Genomic DNA, 22,770 nt, shown 5'->3' with positions numbered 1-22,770 from the left:
CAGCCCCATGCCGACCCCGCCACCCGCGGCGTCGTCGACCCAGCCGATACCGGGGTCGATCGCCTTCAGCAGGGAGGTGAGGAGATTGCCGAGGCTCGCGGCCGCCAAAGCCGCGCCGTCCAGGATCGGGGTGATGATGCTCATCGCGTCATCCGTGGGGAACTGAAACCGTCATTATTCCTGGGAGTTGGTCACCCGGGCTCGGATCATGGTTCAACGGGTTACCCAGGGGCGTTATTGGCAAGCTTCATTGTGTTGCGCGGCCGCGGCGGCTAAGAGGGCGGCCGGACGCCCGGCTTAAGGGAGATTCTTGATGTCAGTTCAAATGGTTCTGTTACCGGTCTTCATCCAGATTGGGCTCACCTTCGCGCTTCTGTTTGGGATGGCCACGCTGCGCACGCGGACGCTGGCGAGCGGTGAGACCAAGATGGCCGATATCGCGCTGCGCCAGCCGAACTGGCCGGAGCGCGCCACTCAGCTCGGCAATTGCTTCGCCAACCAGTTCGAGCTGCCGGTGCTGTTCTATGTCCTGATCGCCATTGCGCTGCCGCTGCGCCGTGCCGATCTGTTCATCGTGCTGATGTCCTGGGTGTTCGTGGTGACGCGGTTTGCCCATGCCGGGGTATTCGTCACCTCCAACGACGTGCGGCCGCGCTCGCTCGCCTGGTTCGCCGGCGTACTGGTGCTGGCGGCGATGTGGCTGTATTTCGCGCTCAAGCTCCTGCTGCTGATTTGACGCGCCCAACCGAAAGAGTTCGATGACCCCCGCTGCCCGGCTCTCCGCCGCGATCGAGCTGATCGCCACCATCGACGCACAGCGCATTCCCGCGGCCAAAGCGCTGAAGGAATGGGGCACCGCGCATCGCTATGCCGGTTCCGGCGATCGCGCCGCGATCTCCGGCCTGATCTGGGACGTGCTGCGCCGGCAATCTTCCGCGGCCTGGCTGATGGACGATGCCAGCGCCCGGTCGCGGGTGCTCGGCATGCTCAAGCTCGAGCGCGGTATGGACATCCCGACGATCTCGGCGCTGTGCGACGGCGGCCGGTTCGCGCCGGAACCGCTGACCGCGGCCGAGGAGGCCGCATTGGCCTCGCGCTCGCTTGCGGATGCGCCGGCACATGTCGCGGGCGACTATCCGGACTGGCTCGATCCGTATCTGGCAAGGGTGTTCGGCGACGACCGTTCTGCCGAGGCAACTGCGATGGCGAGCCGCGCGCCGCTCGATCTGCGCGTCAACACGCTGCGCGGCAAGCGCGAGAAGGTCCTGCCGCGCCTGTCGTATCTGGGTGTGAAGGAAACGCCGTGGTCGCCGCTCGGCCTGCGCATCGATCTCGGCGCCGATGCGCGCAATCCCGGCATCCATGCCGAGGAGGATTTCATCAAGGGCGCCATCGAAGTCCAGGACGAGGGCTCGCAGCTCGCCGCGCTGTTCTCGGCGGCCAAGCCCGGCGAGCAGGTGATCGACCTCTGCGCCGGCGCCGGCGGCAAGACGCTGGCGGTGGCCGCGATGATGGAAGGCAAGGGCCGGCTGATCGCGACCGACAGCGACAAGCGCCAGCTCGTGCCGATCCATGAGCGGCTGTCGCGCGCCGGCGTGCACAATTGCGATGTGCGCACGCCGCGCGGCGAGGAGGAAGTGTTGTCCGACATCAGGGCGTCCGCCGATCTCGTGCTGATCGACGCGCCGTGCACCGGCACCGGCACCTGGCGTCGCAATCCCGACGCCAAATGGCGGATGCGCCCCGGCGCACTCGAGGTGCGGCTGAAGGATCAGGCCGAGGTGCTGGCGCGCGCCGCGCCGCTGGTCAAGTCCGGCGGCCGCATCGCCTACATCACCTGCTCGGTGCTGGCCGAGGAGAACGGCGATCAGGTCAAGGCGTTCATCGCGCGGCACCCGGAGTTTTCCGTGCAACCGCCGGAGCAGACCGCATCGGTGCTGTGGGACAAGGCCGAGGCGTTTGCAGAGGCCGCGCTGCTGTCGCCGGAGGGCCTGCTGATGACGCCGCGCCGCACCGGCACGGACGGGTTCTTCGTCAGCATCCTCAAGCGCCGGGCGTCATCCTGAGGTGCACGCCGAGCGGTGCGTTAGCAGCGCTCGGTGGGCCTCGAAGGATGGGGATGGACGCGGGCCGTCGCCCTTCGAGACGCGCGCAAGAGCGCGCTCCTCAGGGTGACGGGACAGTGCAAACGCTCTGTGGCACCGGCGTCTTGCTCACCACGATGACCCAGTACAGCAGCGCGATGGCGCTGATCGCCGCGCCCAGCGCGCAGACGCCGAGCCAGCCGGCGGCGGCATAGGCCATCGTCGAAGCGATCGCGCCGAGCCCGCTGCCGACCGAATAGAACACCATGTAGACGCCGATCAGGCGGCTCGACGCTTCGGGGCGGGCAGCTACGATCAGGCTCTGGTTGGTGACGTGGACGGCCTGCACCGCGAAGTCGATCATCACGACGCCGGCGAGCACCAGCCACAGCGACGCATGCAGGCAGGCGATCGGCGCCCAGCCGGCGAGCATCAGCAGCAGCGACAATCCGGTGGTGCGCTGGCCCCAGCCGCGATCGGCGAGGCGGCCCGAATTGCGCGCCGCCAGTGCGCCGGCGAGGCCGGCAATGCCGAGCATGCCGATCGCGGTGTGCGACAGCGACAGCGGCGGCGCGGCAAGCGGCAGCACGACCGAGCTCCAGAACGCGCTGAAGCTCGCAAAAATCAGCAATGCGAACACGGCGCGTTCGCGCAGCACCGGCTCCTCGGCGAACAGCGCGGCCGTCGAGCGCAGCAGCTTTGCATAGGATGATCCGGTCAGCGCCCGCGGCGGCTGCCGCGGCAGCACATAGGCGAGCAGTGCGGCCATCGCGAGCATCAGCACGGCCGAGGTCAGGTAGACCATGCGCCATCCGCCGATATCGGCCAGCGTGCCCGACGCAAATCGAGCCAGCAGGATGCCCGACACGACGCCGCTTTGAATGGTGCCGATGGTCTGCCCGCGCTCGGCCGGCGCGGCCGATGTCGCGGCAAAGGCGACGATCACCTGGATGACGACGGCGAGCAGCCCGACCAGCGCCATTCCACAGAACAGCACGACCGCGTTCGGCGCGGTGCCGACCACGACGAGCGCGACCGCGGACAGCATGATCTGGCCGACGATCAGCTTGCGGCGGTCCCAGAGATCGCCGAGCGGCACGATCAGCATCAGGCCGAAGGCGAGGCCGACCTGGGTCAGCGTCACCACGATGCCGATCGCGGCGGGGGTGATGCCGAGATCCTGCGCCATGGTGTCGAGCAGCGGCTGGGCGGAATAGATGTTGGCGACGCTGAGCCCGCAGGCGACCGCAAACAGCAGCACGATCGCGGGCGATAGCGCGCCTGACTTGGTGTCGCGGGGCTTGTCGCCCGTCTTGTCATCGCCCGTGGCCGGCCCGGCCTCCGTCATGGTCTGGTTCGTCATCTTGCCTCCGCTGCAATTCGCAATCTGGTCTTATAATGAGACCAGTTGCGCCGCGGCCTGTCTAGTCCTATTTTAAGACCAGTTCGGAATCGTGATCGAGGAAGGTGGAACGCGATGCAGCGGATCGGATTCGCAAAGGCGGAATGCCCAGTGGCCCGCGCGCTGGATGCGATCGGCGACTGGTGGTCGCTGTTGATCGTGCGCGACGCGTTCGACGGCCTGCGCCGGTTCGGCGACTTCCAGAAGAATCTCGGCATCGCCAAGGGCATGCTGACGGCGCGGCTGCGCAAGCTGGTCGAAACCGGCGTGCTCGAGCAGGTCGCAGCCTCCGACGGCAGCGCCTACCTCGAATATGCGCTGACGAAGCGGGGACACGACCTGTTCCCGATCGTGGTCTCCTTGAGGCAATGGGGCGAGGCGCATCTTTATGCGCGGGGCGAGCCGCATTCGGTGCTGCTCGATCAAGCCGGGCAGGCCGTCGGGCAGCTGGTGTTGCCGTCGAAGAGCGGCAAGCCGCTGGGCTGGGCGGATACCAAGGTGAAGAAAGTTGCGGTGCGGAGACGGTGAGCGTCCAAGCGGCCGCAAACACTGACGTCATCCTGAGGTGCGAGCGTAGCGAGCCTCGAAGGATGGGGATGGAGCCGGGCTGTCGCCCTTCGAGGCTCGCTCCGCTCGCACCTCAGGGTGACGGGAGAGAGTGGAGGTATCGCTTCAATCCACGATAAACAGCGTCGCACCCGTCGCCGTCGACGAACGGTGCGCGGCGTCGCCGAAATCGGAGACCTGGTAGCTCATGCCCGGCTTCAGCGTGAATTTGCGGCCGTCGCGCAGCTCGGTGTCGAGCTCGCCCGCAACGACAAAGAGCACATGGCCGCGATCGCACCAGTGATCGGCGAGATAGCCCGGCGAATATTCGACCATCCGCACCCTGAGCTCGCCGATATTGAGCGTGCGCCACAGCGCTTGCCCGGTTTCGCCGGGATGCACTGAAGGTTCGACGTTGCTCCAGTCGGTGACGGTGAAGGGCAGGGTCGGGATTTTCATCTGGGTGATCCTGATATTCTGCTCATTCTGCGCCTCTGCATCCACAAATACTGGCGTCATCCTGAGGTGCCCGTCGAGCGGTGCGCGAGCAGCGCTCGACGGGCCTCGAAGGATGGTTGGAGCCGGGCTGTCGCCCTTCGAGACGGTCGCTTCGCGACCTCCTCAGGGTGACGGGAGAGAGTAGAGTTGCCGCAGCCTCAACCCACCAGATGGTTCGCCGAGCCCTGCCTGATCTTGCCCTCCGCGTCGAGCCGCAGATACTCGCAGATCTTCTTGCCGCGCTCATTCTGGTAGAACACGACGACGCTGTCGGGCGAGACATAGAGGTCGATCAGGTCGAAGTGCAGCTCGGGCAGCTTGGCCAGCGCAGCGCTCCAATAGGCCCGCAGCTGCGCCTTGCCGCGCACGGTGCCGGAGGCGCCGAAGCCGAGTGGCGGGATCCGGTCCGAGGTCATCTCGGTATCCTCCGAATACATCGCCAGCACGCGCTCGAGGTCGCGCGCGTTCCAGGCGTCGACCCAGTCGCGGCCGAGCGCTGCGAGGCGGGACGGTTCGTGAAAATCTGGCATTGGTTTCCTCCCATTGGTTCTGGCCAAATTAGGTCAATAATACTGACCTATATCGATTTGTCCATGCCCAAAGAAGAATGTGGGTGCCCCGCGCTGCCCGGTTGCGGGGGCGGGCGCCGTCGCGTATCTGCTTGCCATGACAGCCCAGCACACAGCCCGCGAACCGTCGACGCCCACCGTGGCCTCGGCGCATGACAAGATTCTGATTGTCGATTTCGGCAGCCAGGTGACGCAACTGATCGCCCGCCGCGTCCGCGAGATGGGCGTCTATTCCGAGATCGTGCCGTTCCAGAAGGCGGAGGCCGCCTTCAGGGAGATGAAGCCGAAGGCGGTGATCCTCTCCGGCGGCCCTGAGTCCGTGCATGAAACCGGCTCGCCGCGCGCCCCGCAGCTGATCTTCGAGTCCGGCGTTCCCGTGCTCGGCATCTGCTACGGCCAGATGACCCTGGCCGCCCAGCTCGGCGGCGAGGTCGAGGGCGGGCACCACCGCGAATTTGGCCGCGCCGATGTCGAGGTGAAGACCGACAGCCAGCTGTTCGACGGCGTCTGGGGCCACGGCGAAAAGCACCAGGTGTGGATGAGCCATGGCGACCGCATCACCAAGATGCCGCCCGGCTTCTCGGTCGCCGGCACCTCGCCGAACGCGCCGTTCGCGATCATCCAGGATGAGAAGCGGAAGTACTACGGCCTGATGTTCCATCCCGAGGTGGTGCACACGCCCGATGGCGCAAAACTGCTGCGCAACTTCGTGCGCAAGGTCGCGGGCCTGACCGGTGACTGGACCATGCGCGCCTTCCGCGAGGAGGCGATCGAGAAGATCCGCGCCCAGATCGGCCAGGGCAAGGTGATCTGCGGCCTGTCCGGCGGCGTCGATTCCGCCGTCGCAGCGGTCTTGATCCACGAGGCGATCGGCGACCAGCTCACCTGCGTGTTCGTCGATCACGGCCTGCTGCGGCTCGACGAGGCGAAAACCGTCGTCGACCTGTTCCGCAACCACTACAACATCCCGCTGGTCCATGTGGACGCGTCGAAAGAGTTTCTGGGCGAGCTCGAAGGCGTCACCGACCCCGAGGTGAAGCGCAAGACCATCGGGCGGCTGTTCATCGACGTGTTCGAGGCGGAAGCGAAAAAGATCGGCGGCGCCGCATTCCTGGCGCAGGGCACGCTCTATCCTGATGTGATCGAGAGCGTCTCCTTCACCGGCGGCCCGTCGGTGACCATCAAGTCGCACCATAATGTCGGCGGCCTTCCGGCGCGCATGAACATGAAGCTGGTCGAGCCGCTGCGTGAATTGTTCAAGGACGAGGTGCGCGTGCTCGGCCGTGAGCTCGGCCTGCCCGAAGTCTTCGTCGGCCGCCACCCGTTCCCGGGCCCGGGCCTTGCGATCCGCTGCCCCGGCGACATCACGAGGGAAAAGCTCGACATCCTGCGCAACGCGGATGCGGTCTATATCGACCAGATCCGCAAGCATGGCCTCTACGACGCGATCTGGCAGGCTTTTGCGGTGCTGCTGCCGGTCAAGACCGTCGGCGTGATGGGCGACGGCAGAACTTACGAATACGTCGTCGGCCTGCGCGCCGTCACCTCGACCGATGGCATGACCGCCGACTTCTACCAGTTCGACATGAAGTTCTTAGGCGAGACTGCGACGCGCATCATCAACGAGGTGAAGGGCGTGAACCGGGTGGTGTACGACGTGACGAGCAAGCCGCCGGGGACGATCGAGTGGGAGTAGTTAGAGTTTCGCAGCACACGGATCGCTGTTATTGTGATACAGCAGGTCAGGTGCAGGGGACCATGCCGAGCTCCGGAGAATCTGCAAACGTACCTCTTCGGAAGGATACAAAACCCGGTCGCTGTTTTCCGGAATCGCGAGTCTCGTCGTAGTAGACGGAGAGCAGACTCTGCAAGAGACGTTGCAATGGGATATGGATTTCTTCCCGGGAGTCCACGGCGACGTATCTGGCGCTTCGTCCGCCTTCATATCCCGGCCTGTTCTTGAAAACGCAAATCCTGCCCATCACCGAGGCTTCGTTGATCATTGGATCGAACGCGTGCCCCCCATGCGTTTTCTTGGTCTGATCGAATATCTTGCGGCCGAGCTTCGCGTCGCTCTTTTCCTCCGCCGAAAATGCAAAGAGGCCCGTGAATGGGCCGCGTCTATCCTGTTGCCCGCAAAGATCGGCTGCCTCCTTAAGTGCTGAAATCTCATACTCAATTTCCCGATTGTATAACTTTTTCTTCACGGAAATGATGCCAACGACTCCTTCTGGAGGAACAATACAAAATTCTTCAAAGCGCTCGAAAACAGGATATGCATCTAAGTCATAAACTATCACGTCAAGCTGACGACTATGACGGTCACGGAATTCTGTCACGCGCTTGACGTTCTGTACGCCCGTCTTAGTCGATGGGCACAGAATGAAGCCCGAAACTGCGCGCAGATTGGCAGGAAGATGCTTGTTCAGGAATGAACGAAGCAGAGATTCAATGTGCCGACCTTCCTCACCGCGATGTGCGGCGCCGCGCGTGGCTGCGTGCGGCAACAATGTTTCTATGGTGTGATAACGGTCAAGCAGCGTTTTGGCTTCGATCTTAAAAAATTCCCGAACGCGTAAACCTTTTGCGACGTCATCCATTTTCGTTCTCGCCTCCATATCACACGCGGAGAAACCCCGGATGAGCGAGCGACAACCCGGGCCATTTTGTCAGCCTATCGTGACTTCTCACGCATGTCGCTCTGTTCATTCGAACTATGCGGCGCGCTGCTGCCGCCGCGCCTACAAATACGTCGTCGACCTCCGTGCCGCCACCCCGACCGACGGCATGACCGCGGACTTCTATCAGTTCGACATGTTCCTTACCGAGGCGAGGCTACGACACGTATCACCAACGAGGTGAAAGGCATGAACCGAGTGGTGTACGACGTGACTGGCAAACCGCCGGGGACGATTGAGTGGGAGTAGAGGAGATCACGGAGCAGAGCTTGGAATCTCCGCCCAACGATATCCTTTCTCGCCAGCTCCGTCTCCGTGCCAAGGAACGGGATTGTCGTTTGGAGTAAGCAGGAAATCGATGCCTGACGTCGTCTTCACGGTTTGCCCGTCGGCATATCTTCTTTGCCTTGGCGATCTCCGCCAGGCTCTTATTTCTCCTTGCAAGTAGGATAGTTCGGCTTTGCTCGTGTGTAACGCCACGATTGAACCATAGGTCAGCGCCGCGTCCACGATTTCTTCAGCAACGACCCAAGTCCCTGTCCAGGTTGAACCATCCGCATTTTGCGTTACGTCCGTTTCCTTTGGGCAAACGAAATGAAATTCGCTCACATACTCTCGCAGTCTTTGCTTGGACGAAGGTCTTGCCTTAATTGCTTTTGCACGCGCAGGCTTTCGAGCCTCGAGTTCATTGGCGCACAAGGTAACTACGTCGCTACGACCTTGCTTTGCTGCGTTCTCTTGGATGATCTTAATTTGATCGGTGCTACGCTGTGCTATTTCCTCTTGCGTCCAGACAATCATGCATTGACCTAAGTGTTGCGTGAGCGGGGTAAAACCCAATCTAAGTTATCAAGGAGCGGCCCGTCCAGATCAGGACCTGGTTGAGACTCAGAACAAAATCAATCGCACTGGCGAAATTCGAGTCCGCGGGGCATCAAGGGGGGCATCTTGCCCCTATGCTGCCTCGCTCACGGGGCCGCACTACTACATCTTCAGGGTGTATTCGCCGGATGTGTAATCCGCCGCATCTCCGCGCCGAGCCGCGCTCGAGATGGCGGCTTACCCTTCGCTAACCTGCCCCTGCGATCTCGCCAGCGTTGCGGTAGAGTTGGGCGTGGTGATGCTGATCTACCTCAAACCGGCGAAGGTCGCCGTCTGAAGACCATCTTCGTCGGAGTGTCTAATGCGAGGTCGAATGGAGCCCACGTCATGTCCTCGACGAGCCGGTCCCGCCCGCAGATCATATGCCGGAACTTTGCGAATTGCGCGAACTGGAGCGCGACGCTACGATTGAAGCCGTGGGCCAGATCGATCGGCATCTCCACGTTCACAAAGGCTCCTCCGAAGTCGCCCACGACGACCGAGATAAGGGTGTGCGGGTCGACCGCCAGCACGCGCTGGAACGGCACCATGCTCGGCAACGGTAAGTCCATCGCCGCATGCACAGGAGCCGGCGCGGGCAGCACGGGCGTGGTGGAAGAGCGGAGGGGGATCGGCGACCGTGCCACCTGAATCAGCGAACGGTCATAATCGTCTGCAAACGAGTGCAGAGCCATCGCGTTGAATATGGCCTTCCCAAATTCCGGGTTCGCGCGAATGCTCGCATACATCTCCCGCTCCTCGTCAGTGAAATCCATCTTGGAAGATGGATCGGCCGCCATGGCGGCAAGCTCCTCGCCCGTGTGTAGATAGTGGGGCGTGCGGGCCTCGAGATGTCTGACGAGCGAATAGAGGATGGGCCGGTCCGTCAGGTCGAGTTCGGCCGCACGCCTTGCGACGATCTTGGCCCATGTGTCGCTCCTGCTGATCGGCGTCTCGATCGCGCGGTTGATGTCCGTCTCGACCGAAATCGGGCGATTGCCCCGCATGTGCACGTAGAAGTCGCGTTCGTATCCGATGCCTTTGATCGAGCGCTCCATCCACACGGCGACGGCGCCCTCCTTAGCAAGTGTCGTGACCTTCGTGCGCGCCTCGTCGGTGGCGAAGTTGCGCAGGAAAAATTGTGGAACGACGTGATGGTCGCGTGGACCGCCCATAGGAATCAAACTCCCTTCATCTCGAATTTGACCGGTACTCCTACGCGGGTGTCCGATCGACTGCAGATAATCTGGTTCGTCCGCCGCGGTGACATGCGTCCTGCTCCAGGAAGCGATCGCGTCTGCTGTTATGTCATGCGATGATACGTATCGTGTCCGCCCGAAGCCGTGCCCCGACGCAACTCAAATCCGCCTCCGCCACCTGCGACAAATCACCCCGACGGGCAACTCAGCAAAACCTTGTCAATCTCGCGATAAGAAAATATTCCGCTTGGTGTTTGACCCAACTCAGATGTTCAATCTGCCCGTCTCACCCGACACGAGGGGCGGATCGCGATCGTCACGAACGTGGTGTGGGATGCGGTGGACGCTGAGTGCGCGACTGACGAGTGCGCATGAGGCGGACGGTGAAGTCGTGTGGTCCTGACGCCCTAGTGGCAGGTGTCTTCTCGCATTGCGCGATGCGCGTGTGAGGGCGGTGACAAAAAAGTCTGGTCTCGCCGGGGAGAGCACGAAGTAAGCCGCACAACCATCGCGCAGGGAAGGCCGGATGTTCCCGGTTACACCTGTGGTCCGACCCCCGAGCTTATCTCCATTGCTCGGGGCCCATGGGTGCGATCGGCACCCGGTCTTCCCTGCGCCCTCTGTTAGCAGCGAGGGGCGAAACGAAACGCAAGACTCGGACAGATCATGTCGCGAGATCGCGGACGTTCATGCTGTTTGAAACGTGAATGCTGTAGCCTGGCGGCGGGGCGCTCGCGTCAGCTGAGCAGCAAGCGCGATCAATACGGACCCGGTTCGCAGGGAACGTTGCTGCCGGTCCAGGGCGCAGTCGCGAATGAGCCGACGCGCGGCGCCGGGATGCAGGCGCGACCGTCGACATAGACGGGATCGGCCGGCGCAGCGGCATTGGCTTCGGCGACATGCCTGGACACAGCGTGCGTTTCGCGCGCCATCGCCGGTGTCGCGATCATGGCAACCGCGATGAAAGCAGCCGACAACAGGTTGACGTTCGTCATTGAGTTTCTCCGTTTTGCTTGAGGGGCCAAGGAGTCTGGCCTCGTCAGATAGATGTGTGCAGGGCCGGTGAACTTAAATGCAATCCTCGCTCACGCTGGCTCAACGCTGCGTGAGGGGTTTGAAGCGATCGTGATCGGTGTGCCGGAACTGCAATTGAGGTGTGGAGGTGCTGAGCAACTGCGCGGGGCCCTGTCCCGCGTGTCGCAAACCTCACCCGGTCGGGTGCTTACTCGCGTTGACTACCAGCTGAGCGTCAAAAGCCCTCTTGTACGCGGGCCGCGCTTCGCCGCGGGCGACGTAGGCGGAAAGGTTCGGAAATTCGTCGAGGATGCCCGATGCTCTCAGCCTGAGCAGTACCGACACCATCATCAGGTCGCCCGCGCTGAACGCGCCATCGAGCCAGTCGGCATCGCCGAGGCGGGCGGAGAGCTGCTTCACCCGGTCGCGGATGCGATCCATGACCAGGGGCAGGCGCTCCTTGGTCCACGGCTTGTCGCTCTCCACGATCCTCGCGGTCACGAGTTCGAGGATCGGCGGTTCCACCGTGTTGACCGCGGCAAACATCCAGCTGATTGCACGGGCGCGGGCATCGGCATCGCCGGGCAGCAGGCCCGCATGACGCCCCGCGATATGGAGCACGATCGATCCGGTCTCGAACAGCGCGAGATCACCTTCCTGATAGGTCGGAATCTGGCCGAAGGGATGCAGCGCCAGATGTGCCGGCTGCTTCATCGCCTGGAACGAAACGAGACGAACCGCGTAAGGTTGGCCCACTTCCTCCAGCGCCCAGCGAACGCGCGTATCGCGCGCCAGCCCCTTGCCGCCGTCGGGTGACCGTTCGAAGGCGGTGATGGTGGGGGTCATCGTTTCACTCCATGTCCTTGCGTCCCGAGGACGAACGAGCGGCGCGCGCCCCGACAGCCGATCCTGGAATCTCTTGACCAAGCGTAGCCCGGATGCGGCTGGGGGCGGGGCGTTTCCGGGGGCACCTGTGATCCTACCCCGTGCTTTCGGTTCCCGTCGCGGCAACCGGACGCATCTCGCTAAGACCAGCGGAACGCACGATCCCGAAAATTAGTTTGCCCCGCTGTCGGCTGGCGCCTCGGCCAAGCGTCCTTCGCATAAACCAGGAGACTGCAAATGACCGATCTCGTCACATGCCTTTGGTTCGATCAGGGCCAGGCGCGCGCAGCGGCGGAGTTCTACGCCGCGACGTTTCCCGACAGCCATGTCGATGCGGGCCATATCTCGCCGATACCGGGCATCGGGCAGGGCGACGAGCTGACGGTCGAGTTCACCGTGCTCGGCCGCCGCTTCGTCGGGCTGAACGGCGGCTCCAACTTCACGCCGAACGAGGCGGTCAGCTTCATGGTGCTAACCGATAGCCAGGACGAGACCGATCGCTATTGGAATGCGGTCACGGGCAATGGCGGCAAGGAATTGCCGTGCGGCTGGTGCCGGGATCGCTGGGGTTTTACCTGGCAGATCACGCCGCGGCGGTTGCTGGAGCTCGTCAACGGCGCCGATCGCGCCGCCGGCAAGCGCGCGATGGAAGCGATGATGACGATGAGGAACATCGACATCGCGGCGATCGAGCGGGCGGCTGCCGGATAATCCGCGCGCTGGAATGATCTGGCCCGAGCGCGACAGTCAGGTGTCCGATCAAGCGAATTGTGCGGCCGCACAGCCATTCGTGCATCGGCATGCGCACGCGACGACGGTCACCCCGGCGCAAACGCGGGATGTCCCTCATGCCATCGCATGATACGGATTTCGCATTGCAGCTCTGGAGCCAGAATTGATGTCCGTCGCAGCCGCCGCCACGCAACAAACGCCCACCGCCGCCGAGTCCGATCCTGAGACGCTCGGCTGGATGCAGGGCTTTCCACCGCCGCAGGACAAGACCATCACCTTCCAGAACGGCTCGTTCCGCAGTTTCCCTGAGTTGCGCTGGGCCTGGAGCAATATCCGCCAGTTGGTGCCGACGGTAAATGTCTGGCGCGGGGCAGGGCCGGCGTCGGTGCTGCCGCGCGAAGATCACGACATCGGCGCCTCCGCGTCGGTGACGATGGACGGCCGCCCGCAGACTTTTGTGCGCATGCTCGAGGAGAGCTATGCCGACGGCATCGCCGTGCTGCACCGGGGCAGGCTGATCTACGAGCGCTATTTCGGCGCGTTGAAACCGCACAAGCCGCATATCGCGATGTCGGTGACGAAGTCGTTCACCGGCGTGCTCGCCGGCATGCTGGTCGCCGAGGGCAAGATCGATCCGCAGGCACCGGTCATCGACTATGTGCCGGAGCTGAAGGCAAGCGCGTTCGGCGACGCGCGCGTGCACGAGGTGATGGATATGACGACGGGGTTGAAATACACCGAGGTCTATACCGACAAGAATTCCGACGTGTGGGGACTGCGGCGCGCCAACGGCATGGCGCCGATCCCGCCGGGCTATGAGGGCGCAACCAACATCTTCGACTTCCTCTACGCGCAGCAGAAGCAGGGCGAGCACGGCAAGGCCTTTGCCTACAAGACCGTCAACACCGATGTGCTGGCCTTCATCATCAGGCGCGCCAGCGGCATGACCTTGTCGGACCTGCTGTCCGAGAAGATCTGGGCGCCGATGGGCGCGGAGGAGGATGCGCATTATCACGTCGACCGCATCGGCACCGAAAGCGGCGGCGGCGGACTTTCCACGACGCTGCGCGATCTCGCCCGCTTCGGCGAGACGATCCGCAATCACGGCCGCTTCAACGGCCGCCAGATCGTGGCGTCCACGGTTGTCGAGGACATCGCGCGCGGCGGCGATCCCGAAAAGTTCAAGCCGGCCGGCTACACCACCTTGCCCGGCGCGTCCTACCGCAATCAGTGGTGGGTGACGCACAATGCGCACGGCGCCTTCATGGCGCGCGGCGTGCACGGCCAAGGCATCTATATCGATCCCAAAGCCGAGATGGTGATCGCGCGCTACGCCTCGCATCACGCCGCCGGCAATGCCGCCAACGACCCGGTGACGCTACCAGCCTACATGGCGCTGGCGAAGGATTTGATCGCGGGAGGGTAGGGTCGGCTCACGCGCGCGACAGCTTCTCATATCGCTTGATCAGGCGCTCCCGCTTCAAGCGGGACAAGCGCCTGATCCAGAACACCCCATCGAGCTGATCGATCTCGTGCTGATGGCACACCGCGCGGAGCCCGTCCGATTCCTCGGTCTGCATGTTGCCGTCGCTGTCCTGATAGCGGATACGGACCCGCGCATGGCGCTCAACCTCGTCGTTGACGCCGGGCATCGAGACGCTGCCTTCCTTGTGGAGGATCATCTCGGGCGAGGCCCAGATGATCTCCGGATTGACATAGCTCCGCGGCCCTTCACTGGCGTCGAGCTCGAGCACCACGACGCGCAGGGGAACACCGATATGCGGCGCGGTGATGCCGATGCCGGGGGCGGCATGCATGGTCTCGAGCAGGTCGGCCGCCAGTTCGCGCAGCGCGTCGTCGAACAGGCCCACCGGCTTAGCCGGGAGCGCGAGCCGCGGATCGGGATAGCGGACGATAGGGCGAATGGTCATGGGAGCGTCATAGGCCAGTGCGCGACACCGGACAACACGCGGATGCAGAGCCGCGTGCGGCGGTCCGCTCAGAGATGCTTCTCGAAGAACAAATCAGGGTAGGGGTCGTCGTTGAAGCGTGGGATCTCGCTCCAGCCGGTTCGGCGGTAGAGCTGGCCGGCTTCCGCCAGCGCGCTGTTGGTGTCGAGCCGCAGCACCGCGATGCCGAGCTCGCACGCGGCATTTTCGGCGGCGTCCATCAGGCGGCGGCCGAGGCCGAGGCCACGCGCAGCTGGTGCGACCCAGAGCCGCTTGATCTCCGCGAACTCACTGCTGCTGCCCTTCAGCCCGACGCAGCCGATCGGCAGGCCGTCCGACATCGCCACGATGAAGCTGCCGCGCGGGCGCACCATGTCCTTGGCATCAGGATCGCGCGACAGCTTGACGTCAAAACCCTGTTTGAAGCGTCGCGCCAGCTCGGCGTAATATTCGCCGAGGCAGTAGCGCGCCTCGTCGCTGCGCGGGTCCATCTCGGTCAGCGCCGTGCCGTCGCGCCCGAGCGCCGAGGCGATCAAATCCATTGCCGCCAGCAGCGCCTCGCGCTGGGTGTGATGGCTAAGGAAGTCCTTGGCCTGCCGGTTGGAGATCGCCTCATAGGCGTTGAACTCGCGCTTGCCCGCCGGCGTCAGATTCGCGATGCGGCGGCGCGCATCGTCGGCATGCGCGGTCGTTTCGATCAACCCTTCGTCCTCGAGGCTGCGCAACAGCCGGCTCATCAGGCCGGAATCGAGCCCGAGATAATCCCTGATCTCGCCGACATCGGCGCGGCTATGCCCGATTGCGTTCAGCACCCGCGCCGCGCCGAGCGGCCGGCCGCGGCCGAGGAACGAGGTGTCGAGCGCGCCGACCGCGGAGGTGACGGCACGGTTGAAGCGGCGGACGCGGGAAACAGGGTCGAGCATATGTCTGACTTTAGTCAGATATCGTCGCGACGTCAATTGTGATGGCTGCGCGCCTGGGCAGGCCAACTGAATCTACGCCCGCGCCAGCACCAGCACATTGCCGGCAAGGATCGCGGCGGCGCCGGCGAGCACCGGCCAGCCCAGCACGAGATGCTCGAACAGCGCCGACAGCACCAGCGCAACGAGCGGCACCAGCGCCAGCGTATAGGCGGCGCGGCCAGGACCGAGCCGGCGCACCAGCTCGAAATAGAGCATGAAGGTAATGCAGGACGCGGCGACCGCGAGATAGAGAAAGCTCGCCACGTAGGAGGGCGAGATGTCGGCCGCGAAGCGCGTGCCGGTCGCGACGGCCCAGAGCGCGCTCGCCGCCGCGCCGACGAATGCGCCCCAGGCCAGCACGGAGACGACGGGCAGTCCGGCACGCTGGTTGCGTGCTCCGACTGTCGTCCCGGCGCCGGTCGCGATCGCCGCTGTGAGTGCCCAAGCAAGGCCCGCGAGCGGCGCGGTGCCATGCTCGGTGGCGCCGGGCAGGAAGATGATCGCAAGGCCAAGGATGCCGCACAGCGCGCCCCAGACGAAGCTCGACGAGATCGGGACGCCGAGCGTGGCCCGCGCGATCACCGCTGCGAACAGCGACGATGTCGACAGCACCAGCGCCGCGAGTCCGCTTGGCATCCGCGCGGTCGCTTCATAGAAGCCGATGAAGGCAATGGCAAAGAACAGCAGGCCCTGCAACGCGACGGCCGGCCGATGCTTGCGCGGGATCGCAAGCGGCACGCCGCGCAGCCGGCCGTAGCCGAGCAGGATGAGACCCGCGAGCACCATGCGCAGCGCGACCGACCACGGCGCGGGCGTGACGCCGGCCTGCATCGCGGTGGCCAGCGCTCCGCCGCCCCACAGCAGTGCGGTCAGCGCAAACAGTGCGGCCGTCATGGCGCTGCGGCGTCGTCGAGCAGCGCGCGCCAGCCGGCGGCGTCGATCCGTGCGCCTTCCCCCTCGAGCCGGGTGAGCGCGGAATCGAGTGTTGTCCGCTCGCTCTCGGTGAGGCGCGCAAGCAGTCGCGCCTCGATCGCGCTGCCCAATGCAGCGATCCGGTTGAAGGCGGTTCGACCGCTGCGGGTGATGCTGACCGCGGCGAAGCGGCGATCGGTCTTGCCCGGCCGCCGTACCGCGAAGCCGAGCTCTGCGAGCTGGCCGATGCCGCGGCTGACCGCGAACGGGTCGAGTGCGCAGGCACGGCCGATCTCGGAGGCGTTGGCCGCGTCGCGCTCGGCGATCACGGCGAGGATGCGCCAGCCGGCCTGGCTCAGTCCGAACGTCTCGCTGTAAAAACTCTCGAGCGGGCGGGCGACCTGCGCCGCGACGAGGAACAGGCGATAGGGCAGCCAAGTGCTGAGCCTCAGGCCATCGTCGGCGGCGGGAGCAGCTTGTTTCATGGCCGGAGGCTCGCACATATAATTGCAAAGTGCAAGCAGTGCGCAATGAGAAGGCAGGTCGAAGCCGTGGGAGGCGCATGCGCGAATATCCCGACACACTTGTCACTCCCACCATTCGTCGCCGTCGCGCCAGATTGGGGCATGGCCAATGACGAACGGCCTCGGCGCGGGAACTGCGCCGTGGTCGCGGAGTTCGTCCAATTCGAAAGATGGAGATCATCATGAGCAAATCGGCTGAGAACGATCGCGGCGGACTGGCGGCAATGCAGACGCCGCCGGTGGTGTCGCGGGAGGCGTGGGAGGCGGCGCGCCTGGAGATGCTGGTGAAGGAAAAGGCGCAGCTGCGGGCGCGCGACGCGCTTGCCGCCGAGCGGCGGCGAATGCCGTGGATGGCGGTCGAGAAGGCCTATGTCTTCGAGGGGCCGAACGGCAAGGCGAGCCTGCTCGACCTGTTCGAGGGCCGCCGGCAGCTGATCATCTACCGCGCGTTCTTCGAGCCCGGCGTGTTCGGCTGGCCGGATCACGGCTGCCGCGGCTGCTCGCTCGGCGCCGATCAGGTCGGCCATCTCTCGCACCTGAACCAGCGCGACACTACGCTGGCTTACGCTTCGCGCGCGCCGCAGGCCGACATCGCGCGGCTGAAGGCGCGGATGGAGTGGGAGATGCCGTGGTACACGATAACAGACAGCTTTGATGCCGACTTCGGCGTCGCTGAATGGCATGGCCACAACGTGTTCGTCCGCGACGGCGAGCGGATCTTCCGCACCTATCTCGTCAACAGCCGCGGCGATGAAGCGATGGGCACGGTGTGGAGTTATCTCGACATCACGCCGTTCGGCCGCCAGGAGCTCTGGGAGGACTCACCGAAGGGCTATCCGCAGGGCCCGACCTACAAATGGTGGAACTGGCACGACAATTACGAGGCCGAGGCCGCGCCGAACGCGAAGTGGGCGGCCGTGACCGATGCCGGCGAGGCCGCGTTCCGCAAGATCGCGGAGCAGGAACGCAAGGCGACTTGATGGGGTGGAGCAGGGAGGACGCGCGGCGTCCTCCCTATCTGCCGTTGTCCTTCGCGGCCGCGAGTGCCTTCAGCGCCGACAGCGTCTGGCGCAGGCCACGATCGAGGCGCTTGTCGCGGCGGATCACGACCGCGAGCCGGCGGTAAAGCTTTGGCGACAGCGACCGGACGATCAGGTCGCGCTGCTTGGTGTTGGCCGGCACCGCCATGCCGGGCAGGATCGCGCAGCCGAGGCCGGCGCGCACCATCTCCTTGATCGCCTCGACGCTGCCGAGCGACATCAACGGCTTCAGCGACACGCCGCCGCGCGCCAGCCACTCGTCGGCGGTGCGCCTTGTGTTGCCGCCGGGCTCGAACAACAGAACCGGCCGGATCGCCAGCACCTCCGGCGTGATCCGTGCCGGCAGCTTCATGTCGTACGGCGCGATCAGCACGAACTCGTCGTTCATGACGGGGGTGATCTCAAAACTGCGTCCCGACACCGGCAGCGTCACCAGCCCGATGTCGATCGTGTTGTCCTCGACTGCTCGCGCGATCTCCACGGTGTTGCCGGTCGTGACCGTGATTTCGAGCGAGGGCAGCGCGGTCCGCAGTTCCTTCAGGATCGGCGGCAGCAAGAAGATGCAGGCGGTCGCGCCGGTGCCGAGCCGCACGCGGCCTGCTGTTCCCGTGGTCTGCTGTGCGACGGCGTCGACCGCCGATGTCACCGCCGCGGTGATCTGCTGCGCGTGCGAGAGCAAGGCGACGCCGGCGGCCGTCGGCCTGGCGCGTCGTCCGACCCGCTCGATCAGGGTTGCATTGAGGCTCTTCTCAAGCTGACGCACCTGCAGGCTCACCGCTGGCTGGGTCAGCTGCAGCCGCTCGGCCGCAGCAGAGAAGCTGCCGCACTCGATCACGACGGCGAAGCTTTCGAGATAGTCGAGGTTGAGGTTCTTCATCAAAGCATCTCTTATGCTACGCATAACCAATCAAAGCTTCACTTATATAGCGCCGAGGCGCATGCTCGGGCAATATTGACGGCTCGGGTGAGTGACGGAATGGCGACAGGCAACAACGGCGTCGTGGTGCGCGACGCAGCGGACGACGATATGGCCGACGTGCAGGGCATCTACGCCCATCACGTGCTCAACGGACTGGCGACCTTCGAGGAGGTGCCGCCGACGGTGGACGAGATGCGCAGCCGCCGGAACGCGGTGGTGGTGGCGGGACTGCCGTATCTCGTGGCTGTAGTTGATGGCCGGGTGGCCGGCTATTGCTATGCGACGGCGTACCGGCCGCGGCCGGCCTATCGCCACACCATCGAGGACTCGGTCTACGTGTCCAACGGGCTGCACGGCCGCGGTATCGGCGTGGCGCTGCTTCAGGGCTTGATCGTGCGCGCCGAAGCGGAGCCGTGGCGGCAGATGCTGGCCGTGATCGGCAACAGCGGCAACGCCGGATCGATCGCGCTGCACCGGCGGATGGGCTTCGAGATGGTCGGGACGCTGCGGTCGGTCGGCTTCAAGCTCGGGCAATGGGTCGACACCGTGCTGATGCAGCGGCCGCTTGGGCTTGGCGCCTCCACGCTTCCGGCGGAGAGGGAACTGCCACGGTGATCGCTCGCCGCGTCGTGGCCGCGCTCGGGCTGGCTCAACTGATCTCGTGGGGCGCGACCTACTATCTGATCGGCGGCTTCGGCGAGCAGATCGCCGCGGATCTCGGCTGGGGGCGCGACATCGTCTACGGCGGATTCGCCGCAGCACTGCTGGTGATGGGCGTGGCGTCACCGCTTGCGGGGAGGTGGGTCGACAGTCGCGGTGGTCGGGAGGTCATGGTCGCAGGCGCGGTGATCAACGCGCTCGGCTGCGCCGGTCTCGCGGTTTCGCACCAGATCTCGACTTACTTCGCGTCCTGGATCGTGCTTGGCCTCGGCATGCGGCTGACGCTGTACGATGCAGCATTCGCGGCGCTGGCCCGGATCGGCGGACCGGAGGCGCGCCGCGCGATGTCCGGGATCACCTTGCTTGGCGGGTTGGCGGCCACCGTATTCTGGCCGCTCGGCCATTTGCTTTCAGAACAGTTCGGCTGGCGCATTGCAGTGCTGGTCTATGCCGGTCTCACACTGCTGACTGTCCCGCTACACTTGCTGATCCCGAACAAGCGGTTTGCCGGTGTGCCGAACTCCGCAGCACCGGCATCCAAGCAACCGCGCGCCGTTAGCCGCCGGCAGCTTACGGCGGCCGGCGCGCTCTACGCCGTGATCATGACCGGCGCGAATTTCCTCAATGCCGGCATGTCCGCGCATATGATCGCGGTGCTCGCCGGGCTCGGGCTCACCGTCACGCTGGCGGTATGGATCGCAACGCTTCGGGGTATCGGGCAATCCGCTGCGCGGCTCTGCGAGGTGCTGTTCGGTGCACGGCTCGATCCGCTTGCGCTCAATCTGATGGCGTGCCTGATCATGCCGCTGTCGTTCATCGCCGGCCTGTTCAGCGGAACGTCGAACGAGATGGCGATCGCCTTCGCGCTGCTCTACGGAGCCTGCAACGGCATTCTGACCATCACCAGGGGAACGCTGCCGCTGATCCTGTTCGATCATCGCAGCTACGGCACGCTGGTCGGCCGGCTCATCGTTCCGAGCTTTATCCTGCCCGCGGCGGCGCCGCTGGTCTATGCAATCGTCATCGACCGGTACGGCAATGCCAGCGCACTCTATCTCTCGACCGGCCTTGCCGTGACGACATTGCTCGCGGCCGCGATGCTGAAGGTGATGTTCCCCAGAACTCTTGAGCCCAAGGACTCGCTGAGGTGAGCGGCGCAAGTTATCCTGTTGCAAAACCAGATAAGGGAGAAAGAAGAACATGGTGCCGTCGACCAAGATCCGCGTCGTCGCGTTGACCCTTGCCGCGTTGCTGTCCTCTGCCGGAGCGGGACAGGCGCGCGCCGAGCAGCCGGGCGACCGCACGGTTGCGCTGCTCAAGAAACTGATCTCTTTCGACACCTCGAATGGCCCCGGCGATACGCGGGCGCTCGCCGAATATCTGAAGTCGCAATTCGCGCCGCTCGGCGTCGAGGTGGACATCTTCGTCGCCCCGAACGGCAAGGCTGCGCACTTCATTGCGCGGCTGCGCGGCGACGGTTCGCGGAAACCGGTGCTGCTGGCCGCGCATGCCGACGTCGTTCCGGTCGAGCGCGAGAAATGGACCGTGGAGCCGTTCGCCGGCGTCGAGAAGGACGGCTTCGTCTACGGGCGCGGCGCGATGGACTTCAAGGGCGGGCTCGCCGTCTTCGCCAGCGCGGTGATGCGGCTCGCGGAGGAGAAGACGCCGCTGTCGCGCGACGTGATCTTCCTCGCCGAAGCCGACGAGGAGCAGGGCCAGTACAGCACGGTGTGGCTGGCGAAGAACCATTGGGACAAGATCGACGCGGAGTTCGCGCTGAACGAAGGCGGCTATGTGTTGCAGGAGCGCGACGGCACCGTGCGCCAGATCAATGTCACGACGGCGGAGAAGCTCTCGGCGACGTTCGCGCTAAGGGCGACCGGTCCCTCCGGTCATTCCTCACGGCCGTTCCCGGCGGGTGCGATGGCCAACGACCGCCTGATCGCGGCGCTGGCCAAGCTCGCGGTGCATGATCCGGCCGTCAAGCTGGTGCCGGCGACCGAAGCCTATTTCAAGGCGTTGCTTCCCATCAGTTCGGAACAGACGGCAGCAGATATCAAGCAGCTACTGGTAGCGAAGGACCAAGGCGATCTCGATGCAGCTGGAAAGAAGCTGGTCGCCGACAATCCCAAGGACAGCTTGCTGCTGCACGCGCTGCTGCGCGATACCATGGTGATCACGATGATCGACGCCGGCATCAAGCCCAACGTGATCCCCGGCGATGCCAAGGCGGTCGTGAACACGCGGCTGCTGCCGGGCACCACCACGGATCAGATGATCGAGGAGATCAAGCGTGCGATCGCCGATCCCGGCATCGAGGTCAGCATCGTATCGTCGCTGTCGCAACAGGATGCGCGGGACGCCTACTTGACGCGCTCCAAGATCCCGGCGTCGCCCATCAATACCGAGCTCTACGCGGCGCTGGATCGCAACGCGAAGCGGGTCTGGAAGGACGCCGTCCTGGTGCCGACGATGTTCGAAGCGGGGACCGACGCCATCGCCTGGCGCGAGCGCAACGTGCCCGTCTACGGCATTTATCCCTATCCGCTCGACGACGACATCCTGAGCCGGATGCATGGCAACGACGAAAGGATCGGCGTTGAAGCCATCAAGCAGGGGGCGGAGTGGGTCTACACCACGCTTCGTGAGGTCGCGAAGAAATAGGGCTCAGTTCGAGAGGTAGTTACCGAGAAAGTCACGCTTGCCGAGCGGGACGCCGCGATGGCGCAGGATGGCGTAGGCGGTCGTGACGTGGAAGAACAGGCTCGGCAGCGCGAAGCCGTACAGATAGCGCGCTGCCGGCATCGGCGGGGCGCCGAACGGCAAGGTGATCGCGCGTTCCGCCGCTTGGTCGAAGGTCCGAACCGGGATCGTGTCGATGTAGTCGAGCGTTCGCGAGATCCGGGCGTAGGCCTCGGCGAGGCTCTGTTCGTCGTCTGCAAAGGGCGGCGGCTCGAGGCCGGCGAGTCGCCCGGCAGCGCCCTTGGCATGGTCGCTGGCCCGTTGCACCTGGCCGACCAGCGTCAGCATGTCGGGCGCCAGCCGCGCCGCGAGCATGGCGTCGGGATCGAGACCGCGTTCGCGGGCATGAGTCTCGCCCTTGCGCAGCAGATCGGCAAGCGCGTCGAGCATCTGCCGGAACACCGGAACCGAGGCGTCGTATAATGGTGCGGTCATGGGCACTCTCCAATTCGTCATGTCCGGTGCGGGGCAAGCCAGTTCGTCACCGGAAGCTCCGGCACGATGCCGCGGCGGGTCGCAACCGCCCAATCGCCGTCGTAGTAGTGCGTGAGGATGTGGTCGTAACGCAGCGTGGCGGCGACGCCGGGAAGGGCG

The 22,770-nt window shown here is 64.7% G+C and carries 24 protein-coding genes and 1 pseudogene; 11 read left to right on the top strand and 14 right to left on the bottom strand.

The annotated features are described in order from the left end of the window. Positions 1 to 313: 313 nt before the first annotated feature. Complete coding sequence (locus BraRD5C2_RS25445) at positions 314 to 736, top strand: MAPEG family protein (RefSeq protein ID WP_097672355.1); 423 nt, start codon at positions 314 to 316, stop codon at positions 734 to 736. A gap of 22 nt (positions 737 to 758) precedes the next feature. Next, the gene (locus BraRD5C2_RS25440) at positions 759 to 2,066 is read left to right on the top strand and encodes an RsmB/NOP family class I SAM-dependent RNA methyltransferase (protein ID WP_223972897.1); all 1,308 of its coding nucleotides are present in this window, start codon (positions 759 to 761) and stop codon (positions 2,064 to 2,066) included. A gap of 100 nt (positions 2,067 to 2,166) precedes the next feature. Here BraRD5C2_RS25440 and BraRD5C2_RS25435 read toward each other — a convergent pair whose 3' ends face one another. After that, positions 2,167 to 3,447, bottom strand: a complete 1,281-nt coding sequence (locus tag BraRD5C2_RS25435) for an MFS transporter (RefSeq protein ID WP_223972895.1) — start codon at positions 3,445 to 3,447, stop codon at positions 2,167 to 2,169. A gap of 114 nt (positions 3,448 to 3,561) precedes the next feature. Here BraRD5C2_RS25435 and BraRD5C2_RS25430 point away from each other — a divergent pair, with 114 nt between their 5' ends. Beyond that, positions 3,562 to 4,014: a winged helix-turn-helix transcriptional regulator gene (locus BraRD5C2_RS25430; protein ID WP_223972893.1), complete on the top strand. Its 453-nt coding sequence runs from the start codon at positions 3,562 to 3,564 to the stop codon at positions 4,012 to 4,014. Between the two features lie 144 nt (positions 4,015 to 4,158). Here BraRD5C2_RS25430 and BraRD5C2_RS25425 read toward each other — a convergent pair whose 3' ends face one another. Together BraRD5C2_RS25425 and BraRD5C2_RS25420 are read right to left on the bottom strand one after the other, a co-directional pair. Next, positions 4,159 to 4,491, bottom strand: a complete 333-nt coding sequence (locus BraRD5C2_RS25425) for a DHCW motif cupin fold protein (protein ID WP_223972891.1) — start codon at positions 4,489 to 4,491, stop codon at positions 4,159 to 4,161. Positions 4,492 to 4,688: 197 nt separating this feature from the next. Continuing rightward, positions 4,689 to 5,060, bottom strand: coding sequence for a nuclear transport factor 2 family protein (locus tag BraRD5C2_RS25420; protein ID WP_223972889.1), 372 nt, complete (start codon positions 5,058 to 5,060; stop codon positions 4,689 to 4,691). A gap of 136 nt (positions 5,061 to 5,196) precedes the next feature. Between BraRD5C2_RS25420 and guaA the strand changes: the two genes are divergently transcribed. Then, positions 5,197 to 6,795 (top strand): glutamine-hydrolyzing GMP synthase, encoded by a 1,599-nt coding sequence (guaA, locus tag BraRD5C2_RS25415; RefSeq protein ID WP_223972887.1) that lies wholly within the window; start codon positions 5,197 to 5,199, stop codon positions 6,793 to 6,795. Positions 6,796 to 6,841: 46 nt separating this feature from the next. On the opposite strand, the gene BraRD5C2_RS25410 is transcribed toward guaA, so the two are convergent. Continuing rightward, positions 6,842 to 7,699, bottom strand: a complete 858-nt coding sequence (locus BraRD5C2_RS25410; protein WP_223972885.1) for a DUF6602 domain-containing protein — start codon at positions 7,697 to 7,699, stop codon at positions 6,842 to 6,844. A 136-nt stretch (positions 7,700 to 7,835) separates the two neighbouring features. On the opposite strand from BraRD5C2_RS25410, the pseudogene BraRD5C2_RS25405 reads away from it, so the two are divergent. Further along, positions 7,836 to 8,026: pseudogene (locus tag BraRD5C2_RS25405) on the top strand (GMP synthase (glutamine-hydrolyzing)); the annotation flags it as partial. A gap of 6 nt (positions 8,027 to 8,032) precedes the next feature. Here the strand turns inward: BraRD5C2_RS25405 and BraRD5C2_RS25400 are convergent. The 4 genes from BraRD5C2_RS25400 to BraRD5C2_RS25385 all read right to left on the bottom strand — a co-directional run bounded on the left by BraRD5C2_RS25400 (position 8,033) and on the right by BraRD5C2_RS25385 (position 11,697). Continuing rightward, positions 8,033 to 8,578 carry a hypothetical protein gene (locus BraRD5C2_RS25400; RefSeq protein WP_223972882.1) on the bottom strand — a complete coding sequence of 182 codons (546 nt, stop codon included), beginning with the start codon at positions 8,576 to 8,578 and terminating at the stop codon, positions 8,033 to 8,035. 332 nt (positions 8,579 to 8,910) lie between these two features. Continuing rightward, entirely contained in the window at positions 8,911 to 9,813 is a 903-nt protein-coding gene (locus BraRD5C2_RS25395; RefSeq protein ID WP_223972880.1) for a DUF4238 domain-containing protein, read from the bottom strand. A gap of 782 nt (positions 9,814 to 10,595) precedes the next feature. Beyond that, the gene (locus BraRD5C2_RS25390; RefSeq protein ID WP_223972878.1) at positions 10,596 to 10,832 is read right to left on the bottom strand and encodes a hypothetical protein; all 237 of its coding nucleotides are present in this window, start codon (positions 10,830 to 10,832) and stop codon (positions 10,596 to 10,598) included. 211 nt (positions 10,833 to 11,043) lie between these two features. Next, positions 11,044 to 11,697 (bottom strand): glutathione S-transferase family protein, encoded by a 654-nt coding sequence (locus tag BraRD5C2_RS25385; RefSeq protein WP_223972876.1) that lies wholly within the window; start codon positions 11,695 to 11,697, stop codon positions 11,044 to 11,046. A 276-nt stretch (positions 11,698 to 11,973) separates the two neighbouring features. On the opposite strand from BraRD5C2_RS25385, the gene BraRD5C2_RS25380 reads away from it, so the two are divergent. Both BraRD5C2_RS25380 and BraRD5C2_RS25375 read left to right on the top strand, forming a co-directional pair. Next, positions 11,974 to 12,447 (top strand): VOC family protein, encoded by a 474-nt coding sequence (locus tag BraRD5C2_RS25380; protein ID WP_223972874.1) that lies wholly within the window; start codon positions 11,974 to 11,976, stop codon positions 12,445 to 12,447. A 187-nt stretch (positions 12,448 to 12,634) separates the two neighbouring features. Continuing rightward, entirely contained in the window at positions 12,635 to 13,894 is a 1,260-nt protein-coding gene (locus BraRD5C2_RS25375; protein ID WP_223972872.1) for a serine hydrolase domain-containing protein, read from the top strand. Between the two features lie 7 nt (positions 13,895 to 13,901). Here the strand turns inward: BraRD5C2_RS25375 and BraRD5C2_RS25370 are convergent, their stop codons facing one another. The 4 genes from BraRD5C2_RS25370 to BraRD5C2_RS25355 form a co-directional block, all read right to left on the bottom strand. Next, positions 13,902 to 14,399: a peptide deformylase gene (locus BraRD5C2_RS25370; RefSeq protein ID WP_223972870.1), complete on the bottom strand. Its 498-nt coding sequence runs from the start codon at positions 14,397 to 14,399 to the stop codon at positions 13,902 to 13,904. A gap of 68 nt (positions 14,400 to 14,467) precedes the next feature. Beyond that, positions 14,468 to 15,340 (bottom strand): bifunctional helix-turn-helix transcriptional regulator/GNAT family N-acetyltransferase, encoded by an 873-nt coding sequence (locus BraRD5C2_RS25365; RefSeq protein WP_223972868.1) that lies wholly within the window; start codon positions 15,338 to 15,340, stop codon positions 14,468 to 14,470. A gap of 72 nt (positions 15,341 to 15,412) precedes the next feature. Next, a complete protein-coding gene (locus BraRD5C2_RS25360; protein ID WP_223972858.1) occupies positions 15,413 to 16,273 on the bottom strand; it encodes a DMT family transporter in 861 nt (286 codons plus the stop codon). After that, positions 16,270 to 16,776: a MarR family winged helix-turn-helix transcriptional regulator gene (locus BraRD5C2_RS25355; RefSeq protein ID WP_223972856.1), complete on the bottom strand. Its 507-nt coding sequence runs from the start codon at positions 16,774 to 16,776 to the stop codon at positions 16,270 to 16,272. The genes BraRD5C2_RS25360 and BraRD5C2_RS25355 overlap by 4 nt, the downstream gene beginning before the upstream one ends. 221 nt (positions 16,777 to 16,997) lie before the next feature. On the opposite strand from BraRD5C2_RS25355, the gene BraRD5C2_RS25350 reads away from it, so the two are divergent. Further along, positions 16,998 to 17,795: a DUF899 domain-containing protein gene (locus tag BraRD5C2_RS25350; RefSeq protein WP_223972854.1), complete on the top strand. Its 798-nt coding sequence runs from the start codon at positions 16,998 to 17,000 to the stop codon at positions 17,793 to 17,795. A gap of 34 nt (positions 17,796 to 17,829) precedes the next feature. Here BraRD5C2_RS25350 and BraRD5C2_RS25345 read toward each other — a convergent pair whose 3' ends face one another. Continuing rightward, positions 17,830 to 18,732: a LysR family transcriptional regulator gene (locus BraRD5C2_RS25345; protein ID WP_223972852.1), complete on the bottom strand. Its 903-nt coding sequence runs from the start codon at positions 18,730 to 18,732 to the stop codon at positions 17,830 to 17,832. A 99-nt stretch (positions 18,733 to 18,831) separates the two neighbouring features. Between BraRD5C2_RS25345 and BraRD5C2_RS25340 the strand changes: the two genes are divergently transcribed. From BraRD5C2_RS25340 to BraRD5C2_RS25330, 3 genes are read left to right on the top strand one after another with little or no spacing between them, the layout of a single operon-like run. After that, a complete protein-coding gene (locus BraRD5C2_RS25340; protein ID WP_223972850.1) occupies positions 18,832 to 19,389 on the top strand; it encodes a GNAT family N-acetyltransferase in 558 nt (185 codons plus the stop codon). Beyond that, a complete protein-coding gene (locus BraRD5C2_RS25335; RefSeq protein ID WP_223972848.1) occupies positions 19,386 to 20,585 on the top strand; it encodes an MFS transporter in 1,200 nt (399 codons plus the stop codon). The genes BraRD5C2_RS25340 and BraRD5C2_RS25335 overlap by 4 nt, the downstream gene beginning before the upstream one ends. 49 nt (positions 20,586 to 20,634) lie before the next feature. Further along, entirely contained in the window at positions 20,635 to 22,098 is a 1,464-nt protein-coding gene (locus tag BraRD5C2_RS25330) for a M20/M25/M40 family metallo-hydrolase (RefSeq protein ID WP_223972846.1), read from the top strand. A 3-nt stretch (positions 22,099 to 22,101) separates the two neighbouring features. On the opposite strand, the gene BraRD5C2_RS25325 is transcribed toward BraRD5C2_RS25330, so the two are convergent. Beyond that, entirely contained in the window at positions 22,102 to 22,611 is a 510-nt protein-coding gene (locus BraRD5C2_RS25325) for a DUF1993 domain-containing protein (RefSeq protein WP_223972844.1), read from the bottom strand. Between the last annotated feature and the right edge of the window lie 159 nt (positions 22,612 to 22,770).

It is taken from the genome of Bradyrhizobium sp. RD5-C2, assembly GCF_019972155.1.
Lineage (GTDB): Bacteria > Pseudomonadota > Alphaproteobacteria > Rhizobiales > Xanthobacteraceae > Bradyrhizobium.
This window is presented reverse-complemented; position numbering and strand designations above follow the sequence as displayed.